Genomic DNA, 18,183 nt, shown 5'->3' on the forward strand with positions numbered 1-18,183 from the left:
ACTTAAATAATTAGTTTAATCAAATAAAGAGAAACAAAATTTTGATTAAACCTTATAAAAACACGGAAATAATTTATGGCTGAGGATATTAATGTTCTCATTGAACAGTGTGAACAAAGGTCGCAAACTTTATTATTAGATGGGGAAAAAGCATTAGAAGAAGTAGAGCGAATCGTTGAATTTGCTACTAATCTTGCTTCTACTTTAACTAGTGCTGGTCAACAAGCACAAGAAAGTTGGAAAGCAATTATTGACGAGTTAGACGAAGCCGAACAAGAGCTAGAAACAGAATTAGAAACGGCTAATGAAAATTTCACTAATTTTCAGGACAAAATCACTGAAGTTGGTGAGAAAGTTGATGAAGAAATGAATGAATTTAAGAGTCGTTTAGCTGAATTTAAAAGTCGTTTAGAAGAAATAACTGCTGAACTTGACGAACAAACAGAATCAAGTAAATCTGGATTTGAGCAATTTACCCAAAATCTTCAAGACACAGAAGAAGAGATGGGTAATCATCAAGAAACAGCTAAAAATAGTCTAGAAACTTTCAATAGTTCTGTTGATAATGCTTCTCAAAGTTTTATAGATAAGAAAGGAACTTTGATAGAACAATTTTCTGGATTAGAAGAAGAATTAAGAAATAAATTAACTACTCTTTCCGAAAATTTTGCCGCGATCGCTGAAAAAAATACTAATCAACAACAAAACCTAGAAAGTAATTTGGATTTAACTGCCAGCGAGATTATGTCTGGTCTTTTAAGTAAGTTTACTGAAGAAATTTTAGGCGAACTAACTGATTCAGCAGAAACAGTCACCGAAGCTCTTTCTGTATTAGGTGATGCAGGTTCAGAAGCAGGAGATTTATTGGAGGGAAATGTAGGGAAAATTGTCGATAAAGTTTCAGAAGTATCTGATTTGATTGAAGAGATTAAGCCAGTTCTTGAAGCCATAGAAACTGTTTTAGGATAAGTAATTTTTATTGCATTTACTACTAAGAAATAATAAAAAAAGGAGAACTCAATTGTGGTTGGGACAGTTGAATTAGGAACAAATATAGATGAAGTCAGTCAGAAGTTAGTCGAACTGCAAAATGCTCTCGATATTGCCTCTGGGCAGATGGGAGACTTATCAGATCAATTAGCATCAACGACAGAAACCTTAGAACAAGCACAGGAAGCGATCGCTTCTAGTTTAGAAGAAACAACCCAGTTATTTGAAACGACTCAAACAGAATTTACAAATAGTCGAACGGAAACAGTTTCTGCCTTGGAAGCATTACAGCAGATGTTGACCGAACTACAAGAAAAGTTAGATGAATCTGGTCAATCTTTAGAACAATCCCAGGGGGAATTTGAAACGGCAGTTGACTCGCAAAAGTCTGAACTAGATGGAACTTATGAAGAGTTGAGTCAAGCTTTTAGCGAATTAGAAGAAACTATTTCGACTCTCGAAGAAAATTTAGCCAATAGTCGCAGTGAAACTGAGGAATTCTTCAGTAGTTTTGAAGAAAATACCAGTAGCTTACAAGAGCAAATGGAAACCGCTCAATCTGATACAGATGGAGATTTTGACGAAGTTAACTCTGAGGTAGGAGAAACCCACAAGTCAGGATTGGAATCACTTCTAGATGAATTTAGCGGTGATCTTACAGAAAATCAACTGACGGAAATTACTTCTCAATTTGAAGAACTAACTAATGGTTTCACCGAAATGTTCAACTCTTTTGGTGAAGATACTAGTCACTTAGGCGAACAACTACAAGAAAGACTTAAAGAGACTTTAGGCAATAGCCAAGATCATGCTGAGAATACTGCTAAAGAAAAGCTTACTGAAACCTTTCAAAATGCTATAGAAGATGCAGTAAATAGTATGGCACAAGAAGTCATCGAAAACATTGCTCTAATGAGCGTAGGAACATCAGTTACCGGTACAATCAGCCCAATCCTACCACAGTTAGCTGCTGCCAAAATTACAATTGGTGCAATTAATTCTGTTTTGGATTTCTTTGGTTAATTTCTCTTCAATCTTTATTTAGGAGTATTCAATCATGAGTGAATTAGGTGAATCTTTGCAATTGTTATCTCAAATGGTAACTGAGTTTCCCGAACGTCTTAGCGGGTTAGTTACTGAAGCACAACAGGTAGAAGAAGAAGCCAATAATCTCACCGAAAGTATTCTTGAAAAACAAGAACAAGTTTCAGAAATTCTAGCTCAAGTACAAACTGCTCTTGATGAAATGCGTCAAGCAGTAGAAAAAGAGCAATCAGAAATGGAGTCGGGAGTAGCAGATTTTGAAAGTAGTGCTTCTGAACTAACTAACTTTCTTTCTCAGGTTCAAGAAGAGTTAGGTGCAGAAGTAGAAGCAACTCAGGGCAAAATTGACCAGTTACGCGATCGCCTGAATCAAGGTAAAGGGGAGACAGAAACAGCAGAGGAACAGACTAATACAGCTATGGGAGAGGCTAGGGAATCTCTACAATCCTCTCAAGATAAACTTTCTAGTGCCATGGAAGCTACCATCGAAAAAATTGACTCTCTTCGAGAAAAGCTTGAGTCTGCCAAAATAACCATGACTGAAAATATGGATAACTTTACCAGTCAAATTGGAGAAAGCAAAGATGAGATCGCTAGCCAAATCGAAGCTATGACAACAGAATTTGAGAACATTAGTGAGAATTTTCATAGCAGTCTTGGCAGTACCCTTGAGGGAATGCAGGGTGGAGTTGATGGCTTAATGGATATGCTGCAATCTCAGATTGAAGAACAACTAAAAGAAATAATTGATAGTGCAGTGGAAGAAGTAACTAATTCTATTGAAGAAATGGTCGGGAAAATTAGCGACTCTGAATCAGAATCTTCTGAAGTTAGACAACTACTTGAGCCTTTATTTGATCAACTAGAAGGATTTATTGAACCTATTACAGATGGTATCGACGGAGTAAAAGAAACAGCGGAATCAGTCGGCGTTAGTTTTGGTTAATTAATTACATTAAGTCAGTCAGATAAAGATAAAAACAAGGAGATAAACAATGGCAGTCGATTTTGCAACTACCGCGACAGAAACAGCGCAAAAACTACAAGATTTAATGGATCGGGCTGATGAAGCAGAACAGAATCTTGCGGAAGCACGAGAACAATTAGCAGAAGTAGCCGAACAGTTTGAAAACAATTGGAACGAATTATCCGAGCGCGCTCAGGCTTTATTAGACCGAACTATGGCAGCCAGAGAAGGATTACAATCTCAGTCAGAGAGTCTTACTCAAAGTTTAGCAGATTTAAAAAGTAATCTTGAATCACTTCAAACAGAAGCTAGTGAGGAAGCAGAAGATACTAAAGCACAAATTCAAGCTCTAGGAGATGATTCTGACATTAAAGGTTCAGAAATGGAGGAAGTATTTAATTCTGTACGAGAAGACTTCGACTCTCTCAAGAGCAAAATAGAAGAAGTAAAAAATGATTTAGACGAAGTACTTTCTGAGTCGGAAAATCGTTTACAAAATGAAGTTTCTGAAGAAATTCAAACCTCACAAGACGAGATTGACGAACGTTCCTCACAGATGGAAACTACTATTTCCGATGAAGCAGTTTCTCAGATCAGCGAGATGATTTCTAATTTGAAAACTCAAGTAGAAGATTTCACTGAACAATTACGAACTAAAGTAGAAGAAAAATCTAATTCGACTCAAGAAGAATCTAATCAAATGCTCGAAGATTTTACTAGCAGTCAGGAAAGTATTTTTATGGATTTACTCAGCAAAGCAGAGGATTTACAAAATACAATGACTTCTTTGAGCGAGTTAGTTGGTAAGACTGGTGACAGTGTAGATACGGCTAAAGATACTTTAGTAACTGGTATGAAAGCAACAAATACTGGTTTAGAGACAGCTTTAGGTGTGTTCTCAGAAGTAAAAGAATTACTTGGCAAATTTATTTAAAAGAATCCAAAGAATTGACTGCGATCGCGCTAATTCAGCATTAAAAAGAAATTTCTTGAGAATTTGTCAATTTAATTTTGCGTCCTATTGGGATACACATTGGTGTATTGGCTACAGGATCGCAAACAATGCGACATTCTAAACCAAATACTTCTTGTACCATCTCTTCGGTCATAACCTGTTCTGGAATTCCAGTCGCATATACTTTTCCCTGTTGTACTGCTACCAAATAATCGGCATAACGACAAGCAAGATTGAGGTCGTGTAGTACCATGACAATGGTTTTGCCTTTACTTTCATGAAGTTCTTGTAATAGATCTAATAATTCTACTTGGTGAGATAAATCTAAAAAAGTCGTGGGTTCGTCTAGTAATAAAATATCTGTATCCTGAGCTAAAATCATGGCAATCCAAGCTCTTTGTCGTTGTCCACCTGAAAGTTTATCTAAGGCACGATCTGCTAGTTTGCTCATTGCGGTAATCTCTAACGCCTCTATTACTTTCTGTTCGTCTTGTTTCGACCATTGCTGTAACCAATTTTGATAGGGATAGCGACCCATAGCTACTAAATCTTTGACGGTTAAACCCTCTGGTGCAATCGGACTTTGAGTAAGCATTCCTAGTTTTTGAGCGACGGTTTTACTATTGAGGCGAACAATATCCTTACCATCCAAATAAACTATGCCCGATTTTGGTTTTAAAAGTCGAGCTAATCCTCGCAATAGGGTAGATTTACCACAACCGTTAGCACCCACTAAGACTGTAATTTTATTTGCGGGAATCCCTAAATCTAAATTTCGTACCACTGACACACCCTCATAAGCGAGAGTAAGCTGTTTGGTTTCGAGATGATTAATAAAAGGATTTTGATTCATGTCTAACGATTGCGAATTAGTAAATAGACAAAATAAGGCGCACCAACAGCAGCAATAATAATACCGCAGGGGAGTTCCAAAGGTGCAAACATAATCCTGCCGAGTAAATCGGCACACACGACCAACATTCCCCCCATCATCGCAGCTACAGGTATCAATCCTTGATGAGAAACTCCGACTAGCTGTCTTCCTAAATGAGGTGCCATTAACCCTACAAAACCAATTGTACCTGCTGTTGCGACTGAAGCACCTGCTAAAGCGACGCTGGTTAACAGCAATAAACCTCGTTGCCATTCAACTTGACTCCCTAAACCACGAGCCACTTCATCACCAAGATTTAAGATATTTAGCTCTCTGGCGAGAAATAAAGCAACTGAACCAAAAATGACAATCCAGGGCATTAAAGCCCATACTTGTGACCAAGTACGTCCGTAAACGCTACCTGTTAACCAAACTAAAGCCTGAGAAACGGTATTAATCTGTCCAAAGGTAATCATGATGTCGGTCAAAGTACCAGCAATTAGCTCGAAGCCAATGCCAACTAAAATTAACCGAATGGGTGAACTGCCTTCTTGCCAAGCCAAAAGATAAATTAAGAATGCCACTGTTAATGCACCAGTAAAAGCAGCGAAAGGAAGCCAAGCTGCGGGGGTATTGGGCAGTAAAATAATTAGACTAACGGCAGCCAAAGCTGCACCAGCATTGACTCCAATAATATCTGGAGCAGCTAAAGGATTGCGAGTAATGCCTTGAGTAATCGTTCCTGCGATCGCTAGTCCTACTCCAACTAAAAAAGCAACTAGAGTTCGGGGTAGGCGTAAGACCATAACAATAAAAGTATAATCTTCTTTAGCAGTGGGCAAACCTAACAGTGTTTTAATTACATCTAGTGGTGCAACTGGGTATTCTCCGTAGCCAATACTAATTACCATTGCTACAAGAGTTATAGAAGTAAGAATCAGCAATACTTTAATAACTTGGCGATCGCTTGGAAAGAAAATTGGTAATTTTTGGAAATTAATCATTAGCGATTGTTTGCTCCTTTCTACTTCTTCAGCTTCCATCTAATTAAATAGATAAAAAAAGGCGCACCAATTAAAGGCATTACTAAGCCTACAGGTAGCTCGGCGGGACGGATAATAAGACGACCAAACAGATCTGCAATCAGAACAATAATTGCCCCAAACATAGCTGAATAAGGCAGAATCCAACGATAATCGACCCCGACTAGGAAACGAGCTAGATGAGGAATGATTAAACCGACAAAACCAATCGGCCCTGCGATCGCGACACTAGAACCTGCTAGTAAAATAATACTTATGGCTGCCAAAATTTTAGTCAAAGCAATTGATTGTCCTAAGCTTTTAGCGGTATCTTCTCCCAAACTAAGCATGGTAATCTGTTTACTAAGGGCTAAGGCTAAGATTAAACCAATGCAGAGATAAGGTAATACTTGCAATAACAGATTCAAATCTCTACCTGCTACTGAACCAGCTAACCAAAATCTAATTTCTTCTAGGGTACGTTGACTCAAAATTAAAATTCCGCTCGTAATCGAAGCAATAAAAGCGGTAAAGGCTGCACCAGCAATGGTTAGGTTAAAGGGAGTAGCTCCCGAGCGACCGATTGAACCGAAGAAATATACTGTAACTGCACTAATAGCTGCACCTGCAAAAGCAAACCAGGTATAAAAGTTTAAGGAAACACTACCAAGCATTAATGTTCCTACTACTACAGCCAAAGCTGCTCCTGCATTGACTCCTAAAATACTAGGCGATGCTAAAGGGTTACGAGTTAATCCCTGCATGATTGCTCCTGCTACGGCTAAAGCTGCACCGACTAACAGAGCAATAAGCGATCGCGGTAAACGAATAGTACGAATAATGAGGTGATTACTAGAACCATCAAAAGCGGTAAATGCTTGATAACTGTCTTTAAAAGATATTTCTGCTGCACCCCAAGTAATACTGGCGATCAAACTAAGACATAAAATTATTACTCCCAAGATTAAACCAAAAACAAGCAAAAACTGCTTCTTGGTTTTCTCTGAGCGCAATTGGTTTTCAGTAATTGTCATGCTCGTGAAATATTTACTCTTGCTCTGTCGCGATCGCCATTCTCGCTCCGGGTATCTGTCGCAAATTATCCATTACCTTGACCACTATTCCATGTTCGACTTTTTCATCGGCATTAATCACCACCAATGACTCGGAATTGGGTGCAATTTTTTGGCTCAAAGCATCTTTAAGTTGATTCATCTCAATCGGCTGGCGGTCAATAAACAGATCACCATCAGCTTCAATGGTAATATTCACCTGTTCTGGTTTTTCTGCTGCTGAGGTTTGTGCTGAAGGTAAATTAACTGGTAAACTTTGCGATCGCGATAAAAATAAAGTTGAGATAATAAAAAAAGCCAGAATTGAAAAGATCACATCGATCATTGGCAAGATATTAATCTCAAACTGTTCTTCAGGTTCATTTGGTAGGCGCATAAGTTCTACTTCTTTCGTATAAACGACGATACATCAGTTCTAATTGCCCGCCATATTCTTGAATTAAAGCTAGCTCTCGTAAATACAAGCCTCGGAAAGCATTCGCAAATAGGAGGGTGAAAATTGCTACGACTAATCCCATTACTGTTGAAACTAATGCCTCACTCAATCCCGCAGTTACACCTGTAGCGTTACTATTAGCAACATTGCCAATTTCTAGAGAAGCAAAAGATTGAATTAAGCCTAAAATTGTTCCTAGCAGACCGAGTAAAGGAGAAACGGTAATAATAGTCTGAAAAATAGTACTAAATCTTCTTAAAATTGGTAACTCTGCTTGAGTGGCACTTTCTAACGCCAAACGAAACTCTTCAGAGGTAGGTTCTTCTAATTCTAAAGCCTCTAAAAAGATCCGTGCAATGGGTAAGTGAGCATTTTGTTTGAGCTTTTTAATCGCTGCAAAAGGATCACTACGATAAAGGGAAAAAGCTTCCTTGACTACTTTGCGCTGTTTTTGCTTTAATCGAAGCCAAAACACGATTCGTTCGACGATCAAGGCTACTGCTAAGAGAGAAAATCCCAGCAAGGGAAAACTAACGATTCCGCCTGCTGTCCATATATTATCGATAGGCATAAGCTACATATCAAAAGGTAATTGCAAATAATTATCATTTTCCTGTTTTAGCAGTTTACCACAGCTTATCAATAATTTTATTCAATTAAATTTAAAATTTTTTTTACGTCTAGCTTAAGGATAAATCAAAAAAAACAATTTAACAAAACTCGATCTAGATTTGTTTTGCTAGCTGTAACTTCGCCGAATTTAAGCACTAAAAAATAATATTTAACCATCAAATTAAATTTTTAATCAAGGATATTTTAATCAAATTTATTATCAATAAGTCTACTGCGGTTTTATCTGTAATTTTGCTGCTAAATCTGGAAACTTTTTACATTTTTGAGATAATTTTACGTTTGACTAAATGAGCTTCAACTTCTTGACGCGATCGCCATATTGGGCGCAATTGTTTTTGAGCAAATAATTTTAATTGATCTTCAGTGGAAATAGAATTTGGTTGAGTAGCATTACCATAACTAGTAAGTGCCATTGCTTTGACTGGTTGAGAAAACTCAATGGCAGCGACAAAAGAATCTCCATCAAAAGCTTGAAAATGTTTGGAGTTTTCCATAGGTATAAAGTTAACTACCCGAAAAATACCAAAGTCTCCCGGCCCACCATTGGCAGGTAAATCTAGATTACCATCCTTGAAGCGAAACACCTCACCCCAAGATACATCTATTGCACCATAATCTTGCTCGATCTGGGTAGCTACTGCTAACAGTGTTTTGACTGCCTGTTGAGGATCGGCTAAACCATTGGGGGTATTGAGAGGGGAATTTGGTTGCCAGGGTTGACTAAACAAGGTATCAAAGTCAATTTCTTCTAACCAAGCAGCAAATAAAACTGCTCCCTGACTTTTGGCATTAGTTTGTCTGTCCCATTGTTCGAGGACATCGGCTACTTGTAGAGCTAAGGTACTACTTTCTTGACGTAAAGCAGGAATAAGGTCGTCTAAAAGGCGATCCGCCATTTCCATGCGGGTTGAGTGTTTATAATTAATCATTTCTGGAAAAGAAATCTTGTCAGTTTCCGCTAGCATTCGAGCCGAACGTTGCGCTCGAAAATCCATCTCTTGGGGTGCGATGTAAGGAGGATAATCTTCTGGTGAGATGGCACTAGGAAATGTAGTTGTCCAAGGAGGATCATTAGCATTTTGTAGCCAACCACTAGTTGGATCGACGATCCGAGGTAAATCTTGATAGGGATGAATTTTAGTCCAGAGAGTAGTTGAAGTGTCGCCAGAAATAATACCTTGCCAATAGGCAAAATCGCCTTGAGAGCGAATGGGAACTTGACCATTAAATAGGTGCATAATGTGTCCCTCGCGATCAGCATACATTACAGTAAACATGGGTAACTGTAGACGTTGGAGTACGGCTTCAAACTGTTTGAAGTTATTAGCTTTTGCCATATCCCACCATTGCTCTAATACACCAGGACGATCTAAACCAACTACTCTCAATGCTAGAGCTTTGCCTTCTTCTTGTTTAATCAGAGGGCCATGAACAGAACTTTGTATGGTAAGTTTTTGTGATTGGATAGTGCCATCCTGTTGTTTTAATTTAATTTCAGCAGTTTTTGTCGTAAAATCACGAACTTCACCATCAAACAGATAGCCTTTACCAGAAAGAGTTAATTCATATATATCCCAACCATCAAAAGTATTGACAGTATGAGTCCAACCTAAATTATCATTAAATGCGATCGCGAGAACGGGAATCCCTACTAAAGTTGCACCATAAGCATCGATTCCTGGTGCGGTAATTTGTGCCTCATACCAGAGAAATAAATCGAACCAAGGTAGATGGGGGTTAGCCAGTAACAGAGTATTACCACTAGTAGAATGACCAGGTGCGATCGCCCAACCGTTAGAACCTTTGGAGTGTTTTGGTTTTTGATGAAGATTTGTAACTGTTTCTGGATCTACCACAAAGGTAAAATTAAGAACTCGTTGAACATGAGCGAGAACGTCTTCTCCTGAGATGGGTAGAACGGTTTTCACTTCATCATCAATTAATTCGGGATGTTCTGCTGCATAAGTGTTAATTCCTGTAGCAAAGCTATCTAAATAACTACGAAAAGTGGCATTCTGTTGTTGATACCAAGTTTTTGCTCGTTGAGGAATGCCCATTGTGACAACCCATCGATCTGATTCTAAATAATCTTCTCCCCAATACTCAGCAGCGCGTCCTCTAGCTTGACCATAAAGACGAAGAAGTAAGTTAGCGTGGCTGTGCATTTGCGCCCAACCGAAGGCTTGAAATGCGTCTTGAGAATTGACTCCATAAATATGAGGAACACCATAGTTATCCCAAAGAATTTCGCTACGTTTGGGATTACTTAATACATTGGTTTGTCCTACTAATAAAACTATCAATAGACTAATTAGAAACAAAGCTGATTTAAAAGATTTACCAAAAATATTTTTACTAAAGCTGAAATTAATAATAAACATTTAACTGTTGGATTAATTCTTGAAGCAGAAAAGACTGAGAGGAGTGAATAAAAAAGTGATTGCCCGAAAGCATTTTTAAAGAGAAAGAATTTAAAGTTTGTTCTCTCCAGGCTTCAAGTTCTTTTAGTTCGATTGTTCGATCTTGTAGACCGCCAAAAACAGAAATTGGGCAATTAAAAGGAGCGTCAGCAGTATAATTATAATTTTCTAAAATAGCAAAGTCTGCTCTAAGAATGGGAAGTAATATTTCCATTAATTCATCATTATTTAAAACTTCTTCTGGAGTACCATTGAGTAGGCGTAATTCTCGAATCAAATCTGCTTTAGGTAAATTACTAATTATAGTTTTTGAACGATTAATTTGAGGAGCGCGACGACCAGAGATAAATAAATGAACTGGTTCTAAATTATATTGACGACGAAGTAAACGAGCCAATTCAAAACTAATTAATCCTCCCATACTATGACCAAAAAAAGCAAAAGGTTGATTCAAAAAAGGTAAAATTTCTAAAGCGATCGCTTTTACTAAAGGCTCGATTCGATTGAAAGGAATTAATTGTATTTGGCTGCCTCTGCCTGGAAGTTCTACAGTACAAATTTCAATATTTTTAGGAAAATAATCAATCCAGGAACGAAAAGAATAAGAACTACCACCTGCATAGGGGAAACAAAATAAACGCAGGGAAGGAGAAGGATTAGGTTTAGGAAAAGTAATCCAAGAATTAATAGTAGGAGTAAGAGTCATGGTTTTGAAGTAAAAAGTTTAGATGCTATGGACTGTAGACTAACAATCAACTATCAACGCTTAACCAGAGAAATGAACTGTATCTCATTAATCTAAAAACCGCTATAAAAGCTATATTTATGGTAAAAATTCTCCTTCTTTTAATTCTGAAATGCTATCTTTAACCGCTTGAATAATATAATTAATATCTGCATCTGTATGGGCAGTTGATAAAAATCCACCGTTACCTCTGAGCATGATTCCTTTAGCTAAAAGGTGATAGTAAAGTAAGTCAAAAACTAATGATAATTCAGAATTATCTTCAGCAGATTCATCAATTTCTAAATCAGAAGAGCCGAATAATGAGCCAAAATTAGCCAGATAAATTGGTAATTCTTCTTGTTCAAAATAATCATTAAGTGTCGCTACAAAATTAGATGTGCGTTGGTTTAATTGTTCTTGTAAAGTAGCACCTTGAGTTTTTAAATGTACTAAAACTGCATGAGCAGAAGCGATCGCTAGAGGATGTTTGCAATAAGTTCCTGCAAAAAAAGTAGTTTTGCTTTGAGGAGATGATAAATCTCCATAATGCCAGATTCCACCATTGATCGCGTCTAAATATTGAGCTTTTCCTGCAATAATTCCAATGGGTAAACCACCACCAACAATTTTGCCATAAGTAACTAGATCTGCTTCGATTTCAAACCAAGCTTGTGCGCCACCTGGATGAATACGAAAACCTGTTACCATTTCATCAAAAATTAAAGCTATTTTTAAGTCTTGAGTAAGTTGTCTTAATTGTTGAAGAAAGGTTTTTGGTTGTAAATTTAATTGACTTGATTGCACTGGTTCAACTAAGACAGCAGCTATTTCTTGAGAGTTTTGTTTGATTATTTCTAAAGATTGTTCGTCACCGTATTTTAAGACTAAAGTATCTTGAAGATAACTAGTAGGAATTCCAGAGGCGATCGCAACAGTTTTGCTCTGATTATTGATTGTTTTGGGTTTACCAAGAGTGCCATCAAAATGACCGTGATAGGAGTTAGAAAACATGACAATTTTATTGCGTCCTGTTACAGTTCTTGCCAGACGAATTGCTGTCATTACTGCTTCTGTTCCTGTGTTGCTAAAAGCAACTCTTTCTACTCCTGTTAGTTCACTAATTAAGTTAGCAACTTCACCAATTAATTCTGGTTGAGAACCTAATTGAATTCCTTTATTTAGTTGTTCTATAATTGCTTTTTTAATAAAATCTGGGTTATGACCAAAAAGATTGACACCATATCCCATAACTAAATCTATATATTCATTGCCATCAACATCGTGGATTTTTGAACCGTAAGATTGTTGCGTAACTAGAGGATAATATAGTTCTTTAAGAGGTAGTTGAAAGTCTACAAAACTTTTATTGTCTGCTAAAATTGAACGATTTGCTTGAGCAATTTTTTTTGATTTTTTGGTTTTCTGGTTATAGCGAGTAATAAAGTCTGTTAAATATTCTTGTTGGCGATTATTTAAATTGATTTGAGAGAAAATTGTGGCGAGATTTTCTAAGTTTGTTAGTGGGGTGATTGTAATCATGTTTTTAGGTTTTAAATGAAGATTAATGGAACAAAAGTGTCCACGAATGAACGCAGATAGAGTTATCGATTGGTAGTGTTAATGGTTGATTATTTGTTCACTGATGAACACGGATGAATTTAAGGATTGGGTTTGAGGTTGAATAATTAAAGTTTATTTGTGACAAACAAAGTAAAGTATGTTGGCTTCTTTTGTGTGGGCTGAAATGTCTTCTTGGTTATAATAATTGATGTTTTTAAATCCGACAGTTTGTAGAGCGAAAATTACTTCTTCGAGATCATATCCTTTGACTGACCAAGTAAGATCAGAACGCTTCCAGTTGTTGTTAGTTAATTCAAAAATAGTAATGTAAATATTGCCTATTTTTTCTTCGGGATTGTAAATACGTTTTAATGCCCAAGCATATTCGTCTTGCACGTTTCCAATTAGGGAATTATTCCAATTGTCTTTTTTATAGAATTTATCCAATCTAAGATCGAATACGAATAAACCATTTGATAATAATGTTGTATAAACGTTCTGGAAAACCCAGGTTAATTCTTCTAGTTTGGTTATATGATTAAGACCATAATTGGTAGAAATAACTCCATTAAAAGAAGCTGGTAATTTAAAGTAACGAGCATCATCCACAATAAACTTACTCTGAGGGGCATTATCACGAGCATAGCGTAATAGTTCGCTTGAACCATCAATTCCAGTAACTTGATAGCCTTTATCTTGTAGCTTTCGTGCTAGATGCCCTGTACCGCAGCAAAGATCGAGAATCGAAGACTGTTGGGGAAGATGTTTGAGAAATAATGCCTCAACATCAGGTAATACAGCTTCACTATCCTCGGTTCCCCAATCTTCATTCATTACGCGTGCGAAAGAATCATAGGCTGAGTAAATAGTATTTGTAGTCATTTTAGTTCTCCTTGTTGTCGATTTTTAAGTTAATTGGGCTGTTTTAAGTAACTTTTGTTGATGAGATAGGAAAGATAGGTATTTATTAAATAGCGATCGCATGGTGGACAGATAATTGAAGTTCCTGTTAATCCAGAGTTAGTATTGTGAGCATCTAGTTTCTGGTTAATGGTTTCTTCTGGATTGGTGGTTTCGTTTTCGGTAAATGTACTGATCAGTGGAGATAAAGGATGATCTGAGTGTCTTTCTACTGTGGTTAGTAGTTGTTTGCGCCACTGTTGATAGTCGAGTTGTTGCAGTGGATAACCCAAAGAAATAACGGAGTCAACTACTTCCTGCCAAGGAGTGGGTTGAGGGTTAAAGATATGAAAAGTTTTACCTAATGATTCTGGTTGACTGGATAAATGAGCGATCGCTCTCACGGCATAATCAATAGGAGTTAAATTCACTAGCGAGTCTTCTTGGAAAACACTACCAAGTTGAATACAACCCCGAATCATTCTGAAGGTATGATCGTCTGGGTTACAAACACCTGTTTTACTATGTCCTGAAATTCGTCCTGGTCGATATATACTGATAGGTATACCGCGATCGCGGGCAATAGTAACTAGTTTTTCTGCTACCCATTTACTTTGAGTGTAACCACTGTCGATTTGTTCACTGTGATCGATGGAAGTATCTTCTTGAATAGTTAGTAATTTGCGATCGGCAGCACTAACTACACCAATGGTAGAAATAAAGTGGACTGGTTTGAGTTTATTTTGAACTGCTAATCTTAGAACTTCTTGAGTACCTAAAACGTTAGCAGCTTTAAGTTGTGAGTAAGGATAAGTAAAATTAACCCAAGCACCGTTATGATAGATGACATCAATCAAAGAGGCGAGTTTGGCAAAGTAATCCTTTGATAGTCCAAGCAGTGGTTGAGATAAATCCCCAACTACGGGAATAATGCGTTGACTGAAACTTTCATCCCATAATAAATAAGATTTTAATTTATTTTCGATCCGCTCTTGAGCCAGATTAATATTTTCAGCGCGAATTAAATAATAGATGTCTGCTGAAGTTTGTTGTAAAAGTTCATTTAGTAAGAAAGCACCTAAAAATCCAGTTGCACCTGTTAATAAAAACGCATCATTTTTTGTAAGGGCGTGAATTAAATTCACGCCACAGCCCCTTGCGAATGGCCATTCGTCCCTACTACTAGGAACAATATCAGAATCTAAAATTGCTTCAGAGTTGAGATTAGTAACAGTCTCTGCCTCTCCGTGTCTCCCAATCTCCCTGTCCCCCAGTCTCTTCGCTAAATCAGCAATAGTGGGTGCATTAAATAAATCCTTGAGAGGTAAGTCAACCTTAAAAGCATTTCTTACTTTTGCCAGTAGTTGAGTAATTAAGAGAGAATGTCCCCCCAACTCAAAGAAATTATCATGAATGCCAATTTTCTCTAAACCTAATACCTCTTGCCAGATTTCGGCTAGTTGTTTTTCTAAAAGCGATCGCGGGGCAAGATAAATTTGTTTTAATTCTGGACGATGTTGTTCTGGGTTTGGTAATGCTTGATAATCAATCTTACCATTAGCAGTTAAAGGCAATGCTTTCAACACCACGAAAGCAGAAGGAATCATATATTCTGGAAAGTGGGTAACACAAAAATTTCTTAATTCACTAGCGATCGCTGTCTCTTGATTGTGATGACGCAGACGAAATTGAGGAGTTGTTACTATGTATGCAATTAAACGTTGATGATTGAGTGAGTTTTCAGTTGCAGTAACTACTACTGACTGAAGATCTGGGTGTTGTCGTAATTTACTTTCAATTTCCTCTAATTCTATGCGAAAACCCCTGATTTTGACTTGGCGATCAATTCTTCCTAGAAATTCTAAATTACCATCAGGTAAATAACGTACCTTATCTCCAGTTTTGTATAGTATTGGTGTCAGAATGCAGGGGTTTAAAGGTGCAGAAGAGCTAATACTGATAACTGGTGTACAGACGTTCCATGGAACGTCTCTACTGGTAACTGTAAAAGGGTTAGGAATAAATTTCTCTTTAGTTAATTCTGGGCGATTGAAATAACCTTGACTAACTTGTGTGCCACCGAGATACAATTCCCCTGGTACGCCTAGAGGTACTGGTTGCAATTTTTCATCTAATACATAAACTTGAGTATTAGGTAAAGGTTTGCCAATAGGAACTGTTGTCGAAATGCTACTACTGTATCTGTACGGACTAATTTTCTGATTTGCAGCAAAAATATTCTCCTCATCTCCCAGTCTCCGCGTCTCCCAGTCTCTGCGTCTCCCAGTCTTCTCCGTTTCTGATTTAACTTCATAAGTTAGTACTCCTACTGTGGTTTCTGTAGGGCCATAATGATTAAAAATCTGACAATTTGGTTTTTGTTGTTTAATTTTGGCAATTAATTCCCAATTACTAGCTTCTCCGCCCAAAATTAGCTGTTTTTGTGGTAAAAAGCCTACTTTTGAAGCAGAGGTTAACAAGGCAGAGAGATGAGAAGGAACAATTTTGAGATAGTCTATCGGGTAACTTTGGCAATAATTGGTAAAAGCTTGAGGATCAGAAGCTGTTTCTTGAGAAATGATATGCAAACATCCACCAGTACCCAAGGCAGGGAATAACATAGTATTGCCTAAATCTGCTGCCAGAGTAGACACAGTGGCAAAGGTAGCATTTTCAGATAGATTGAATCTTTCTACAATGGAGTAGAAATAGTTAACCAGTTGTCTGTGTTGGATAGCAACAGCTTTGGGTGTACCAGTCGAACCCGATGTATAGATCGCATATACTAAATTATCTGGTGTTACAGTAGTGGGTAAATTGTCTGGTTTGGTTTGGGCAATAGTTTCCCAATCTGTATCTAAGCAAATGATCTGTTCGGTACTAGAGGAAATTGTAGTCAAAAGAGAGTGCTGGGTTAAGAGAATCGATACGCCAGCATCTTGTAAACGAAAAGTTAATCCTTCTGTAGGTAAAGCAGAATCTAGAGGTAAATAAGCTACCCCTGCTTTAAGGATACCAAGTAAACCAATAATTGCTAAATGCGATCGCTCTAGATATAAACCAACTAGGGTATTTGGTTTGACTCCTTGTTTTTTTAAATAATTAGCTAATTGATCGGCTTTTTGATTTAATTCTATATAAGTTAATTGCTTTCCTTCCCATACTAAAGCAATATTATCGGGTGTTTTTGTTACTTGGTTTTCAAATAACTGATGAATACATCGATCTTGAGGATAGTTAGTTTGGTTATTGTTAAATTCTATTAATAACTGATCGAGTTGTTGACGATCCAGAATGGTGATTTCTTCTACGGTTGCTGCTGGATTAGTTATGATACTTTCAATTAGGGTATGATATTGTCGACCTAATCTAGTAATAGTTTCTGAATCAAATTTATTACTATCATATTGAAATTCTGTAATTAAATCGTTTTGATTCTGCCAACAGGTAAGTTTAAGTTTAAAGTTTTCTAATTGAATATTTTTTTGCTTAGGAAAGAAAGATACACCATCAGCATGATATGGATTGGGTAATGTTTCAAATTCAAAGCCAACGGAGAAGTTTGACTCTACTTGCTCGTTATTTTCTGCTAGATAATATTCTTGGTATTGTTCTGCTTGATGTAAATTATCTTCTAGAGTAGATAAAATTTCTGAAAAAGTAAATTGTTTTGCAACTGTACAACTTATAGGCAAAAATTGTGCTAATAATCCAAAGGTATTTTCTAATTCTTGATATTTTCTGCCAGTAAATAAATTCGCAATGGTGATTTCTGATTGCTCGGTTAATTTCCAGATTAATATATACCAACAAGCTGAAAGCCAGGTAGAAAGATTGGTATTAGTTTGAGTGGTAGTTGAATGAATTTTATTGAGTAAGTTAGACTCTATTGTTAAATAAATTGTGTTTAATTTTGGGTATTGGTTTGAATTAATTTCCCCAGGTAAGCTTAAATTGTTTCTATTTTTAAATTGCTGTTGTTGCCAAAAAGCTTTTCCAGTTTCTGCTTCTTCTATTAATAATTCGTTTTGCCATTCTGAAAATTGAATATATTGTAATGGTTCTTCAAAAAAATCTTTTCCTTGTAAACAAAGAGAATAGCTTTGACTAATTTCTCTAACTAAATTATTAATTGTCCAGCGATCGGCACAGAGAGAAGGCAGGGTTACAATTAAATAAAAGCTTTCTTCACTTAATTTTATCAACACCAGACGTACAAGCGAATCACGTTCTAGATTGAAATTATTCGTTTGTTCTGATTGCAATAACTCAATCAGTTTTAATTCGATTTCCTGTTCCGTTAGGTGACTTAAATCAAGATTTTGCCAAACAGATTTACTCGTTTCATTAATAACTTGAAAAGGAATAGTAATACCCGATCGCCGATAGAAATTAGTCCGCATAATTTCTTGACGCTCAACAATTTTATCAACAGCTTCTTGTAAAATTTCTAAGTCAACTTTTCCTTCAATCAGGATTACAGCTTGGGATAAATAAACACGGTTATTTTGTTGTAATAACCACAAACGTTTTTGCTGAGGAGATAATTGAAATCCCTGTAAAGTTTCCGTTTTCATTTTCA

14 protein-coding genes are annotated in these 18,183 nt (G+C 36.8%); 4 read left to right on the top strand and 10 right to left on the bottom strand.

Features of this window, described 5'->3' with window-relative positions:
* Positions 1–75 precede the first annotated feature (75 nt).
* The 4 genes from STA7437_RS12985 to STA7437_RS13000 are packed head-to-tail and all read left to right on the top strand — an operon-like array spanning position 76 to position 3,935.
* Entirely contained in the window at positions 76–969 is an 894-nt protein-coding gene (locus STA7437_RS12985) for a hypothetical protein (RefSeq protein ID WP_015193848.1), read from the top strand.
* Positions 970–1,023: 54 nt separating this feature from the next.
* Entirely contained in the window at positions 1,024–2,013 is a 990-nt protein-coding gene (locus tag STA7437_RS12990) for a GumC domain-containing protein (protein WP_015193849.1), read from the top strand.
* 34 nt (positions 2,014–2,047) lie between these two features.
* Positions 2,048–2,980 (top strand): hypothetical protein, encoded by a 933-nt coding sequence (locus STA7437_RS12995; RefSeq protein ID WP_015193850.1) that lies wholly within the window; start codon positions 2,048–2,050, stop codon positions 2,978–2,980.
* A 49-nt stretch (positions 2,981–3,029) separates the two neighbouring features.
* Positions 3,030–3,935 (top strand): coiled-coil domain-containing protein, encoded by a 906-nt coding sequence (locus STA7437_RS13000; protein ID WP_015193851.1) that lies wholly within the window; start codon positions 3,030–3,032, stop codon positions 3,933–3,935.
* A gap of 40 nt (positions 3,936–3,975) precedes the next feature.
* Here the strand turns inward: STA7437_RS13000 and STA7437_RS13005 are convergent, their stop codons facing one another.
* From STA7437_RS13005 to STA7437_RS13050, 10 genes are all read right to left on the bottom strand, one after another.
* Positions 3,976–4,809 carry an ABC transporter ATP-binding protein gene (locus tag STA7437_RS13005; protein WP_015193852.1) on the bottom strand — a complete coding sequence of 278 codons (834 nt, stop codon included), beginning with the start codon at positions 4,807–4,809 and terminating at the stop codon, positions 3,976–3,978.
* A gap of 2 nt (positions 4,810–4,811) precedes the next feature.
* Positions 4,812–5,834 (bottom strand): FecCD family ABC transporter permease, encoded by a 1,023-nt coding sequence (locus tag STA7437_RS13010; protein ID WP_041620005.1) that lies wholly within the window; start codon positions 5,832–5,834, stop codon positions 4,812–4,814.
* 20 nt (positions 5,835–5,854) lie between these two features.
* Positions 5,855–6,886, bottom strand: a complete 1,032-nt coding sequence (locus STA7437_RS13015; RefSeq protein WP_015193854.1) for a FecCD family ABC transporter permease — start codon at positions 6,884–6,886, stop codon at positions 5,855–5,857.
* A gap of 13 nt (positions 6,887–6,899) precedes the next feature.
* The gene (locus tag STA7437_RS13020; protein ID WP_015193855.1) at positions 6,900–7,301 is read right to left on the bottom strand and encodes an ExbD/TolR family protein; all 402 of its coding nucleotides are present in this window, start codon (positions 7,299–7,301) and stop codon (positions 6,900–6,902) included.
* Positions 7,285–7,932, bottom strand: a complete 648-nt coding sequence (locus tag STA7437_RS13025; RefSeq protein ID WP_015193856.1) for a MotA/TolQ/ExbB proton channel family protein — start codon at positions 7,930–7,932, stop codon at positions 7,285–7,287. Before STA7437_RS13025 ends, STA7437_RS13020 begins: the two co-directional genes overlap by 17 nt.
* 316 nt (positions 7,933–8,248) lie before the next feature.
* On the bottom strand, positions 8,249–10,375 hold the full coding sequence (locus tag STA7437_RS13030; protein ID WP_015193857.1) for an acylase: 2,127 nt from the start codon (positions 10,373–10,375) through the stop codon (positions 8,249–8,251).
* Entirely contained in the window at positions 10,362–11,120 is a 759-nt protein-coding gene (locus STA7437_RS13035) for a thioesterase II family protein (RefSeq protein ID WP_015193858.1), read from the bottom strand. Before STA7437_RS13035 ends, STA7437_RS13030 begins: the two co-directional genes overlap by 14 nt.
* Positions 11,121–11,237: 117 nt before the next feature.
* Positions 11,238–12,680: an aspartate aminotransferase family protein gene (locus STA7437_RS13040; protein ID WP_015193859.1), complete on the bottom strand. Its 1,443-nt coding sequence runs from the start codon at positions 12,678–12,680 to the stop codon at positions 11,238–11,240.
* 153 nt (positions 12,681–12,833) lie between these two features.
* Positions 12,834–13,583 carry a class I SAM-dependent DNA methyltransferase gene (locus tag STA7437_RS13045; protein WP_015193860.1) on the bottom strand — a complete coding sequence of 250 codons (750 nt, stop codon included), beginning with the start codon at positions 13,581–13,583 and terminating at the stop codon, positions 12,834–12,836.
* A 29-nt stretch (positions 13,584–13,612) separates the two neighbouring features.
* A complete protein-coding gene (locus STA7437_RS13050) occupies positions 13,613–18,178 on the bottom strand; it encodes a non-ribosomal peptide synthetase family protein (RefSeq protein WP_015193861.1) in 4,566 nt (1,521 codons plus the stop codon).
* Positions 18,179–18,183 lie beyond the last annotated feature (5 nt).

Source organism: Stanieria cyanosphaera PCC 7437, from assembly GCF_000317575.1.
GTDB classification, from domain to species: domain Bacteria; phylum Cyanobacteriota; class Cyanobacteriia; order Cyanobacteriales; family Xenococcaceae; genus Stanieria; species Stanieria cyanosphaera.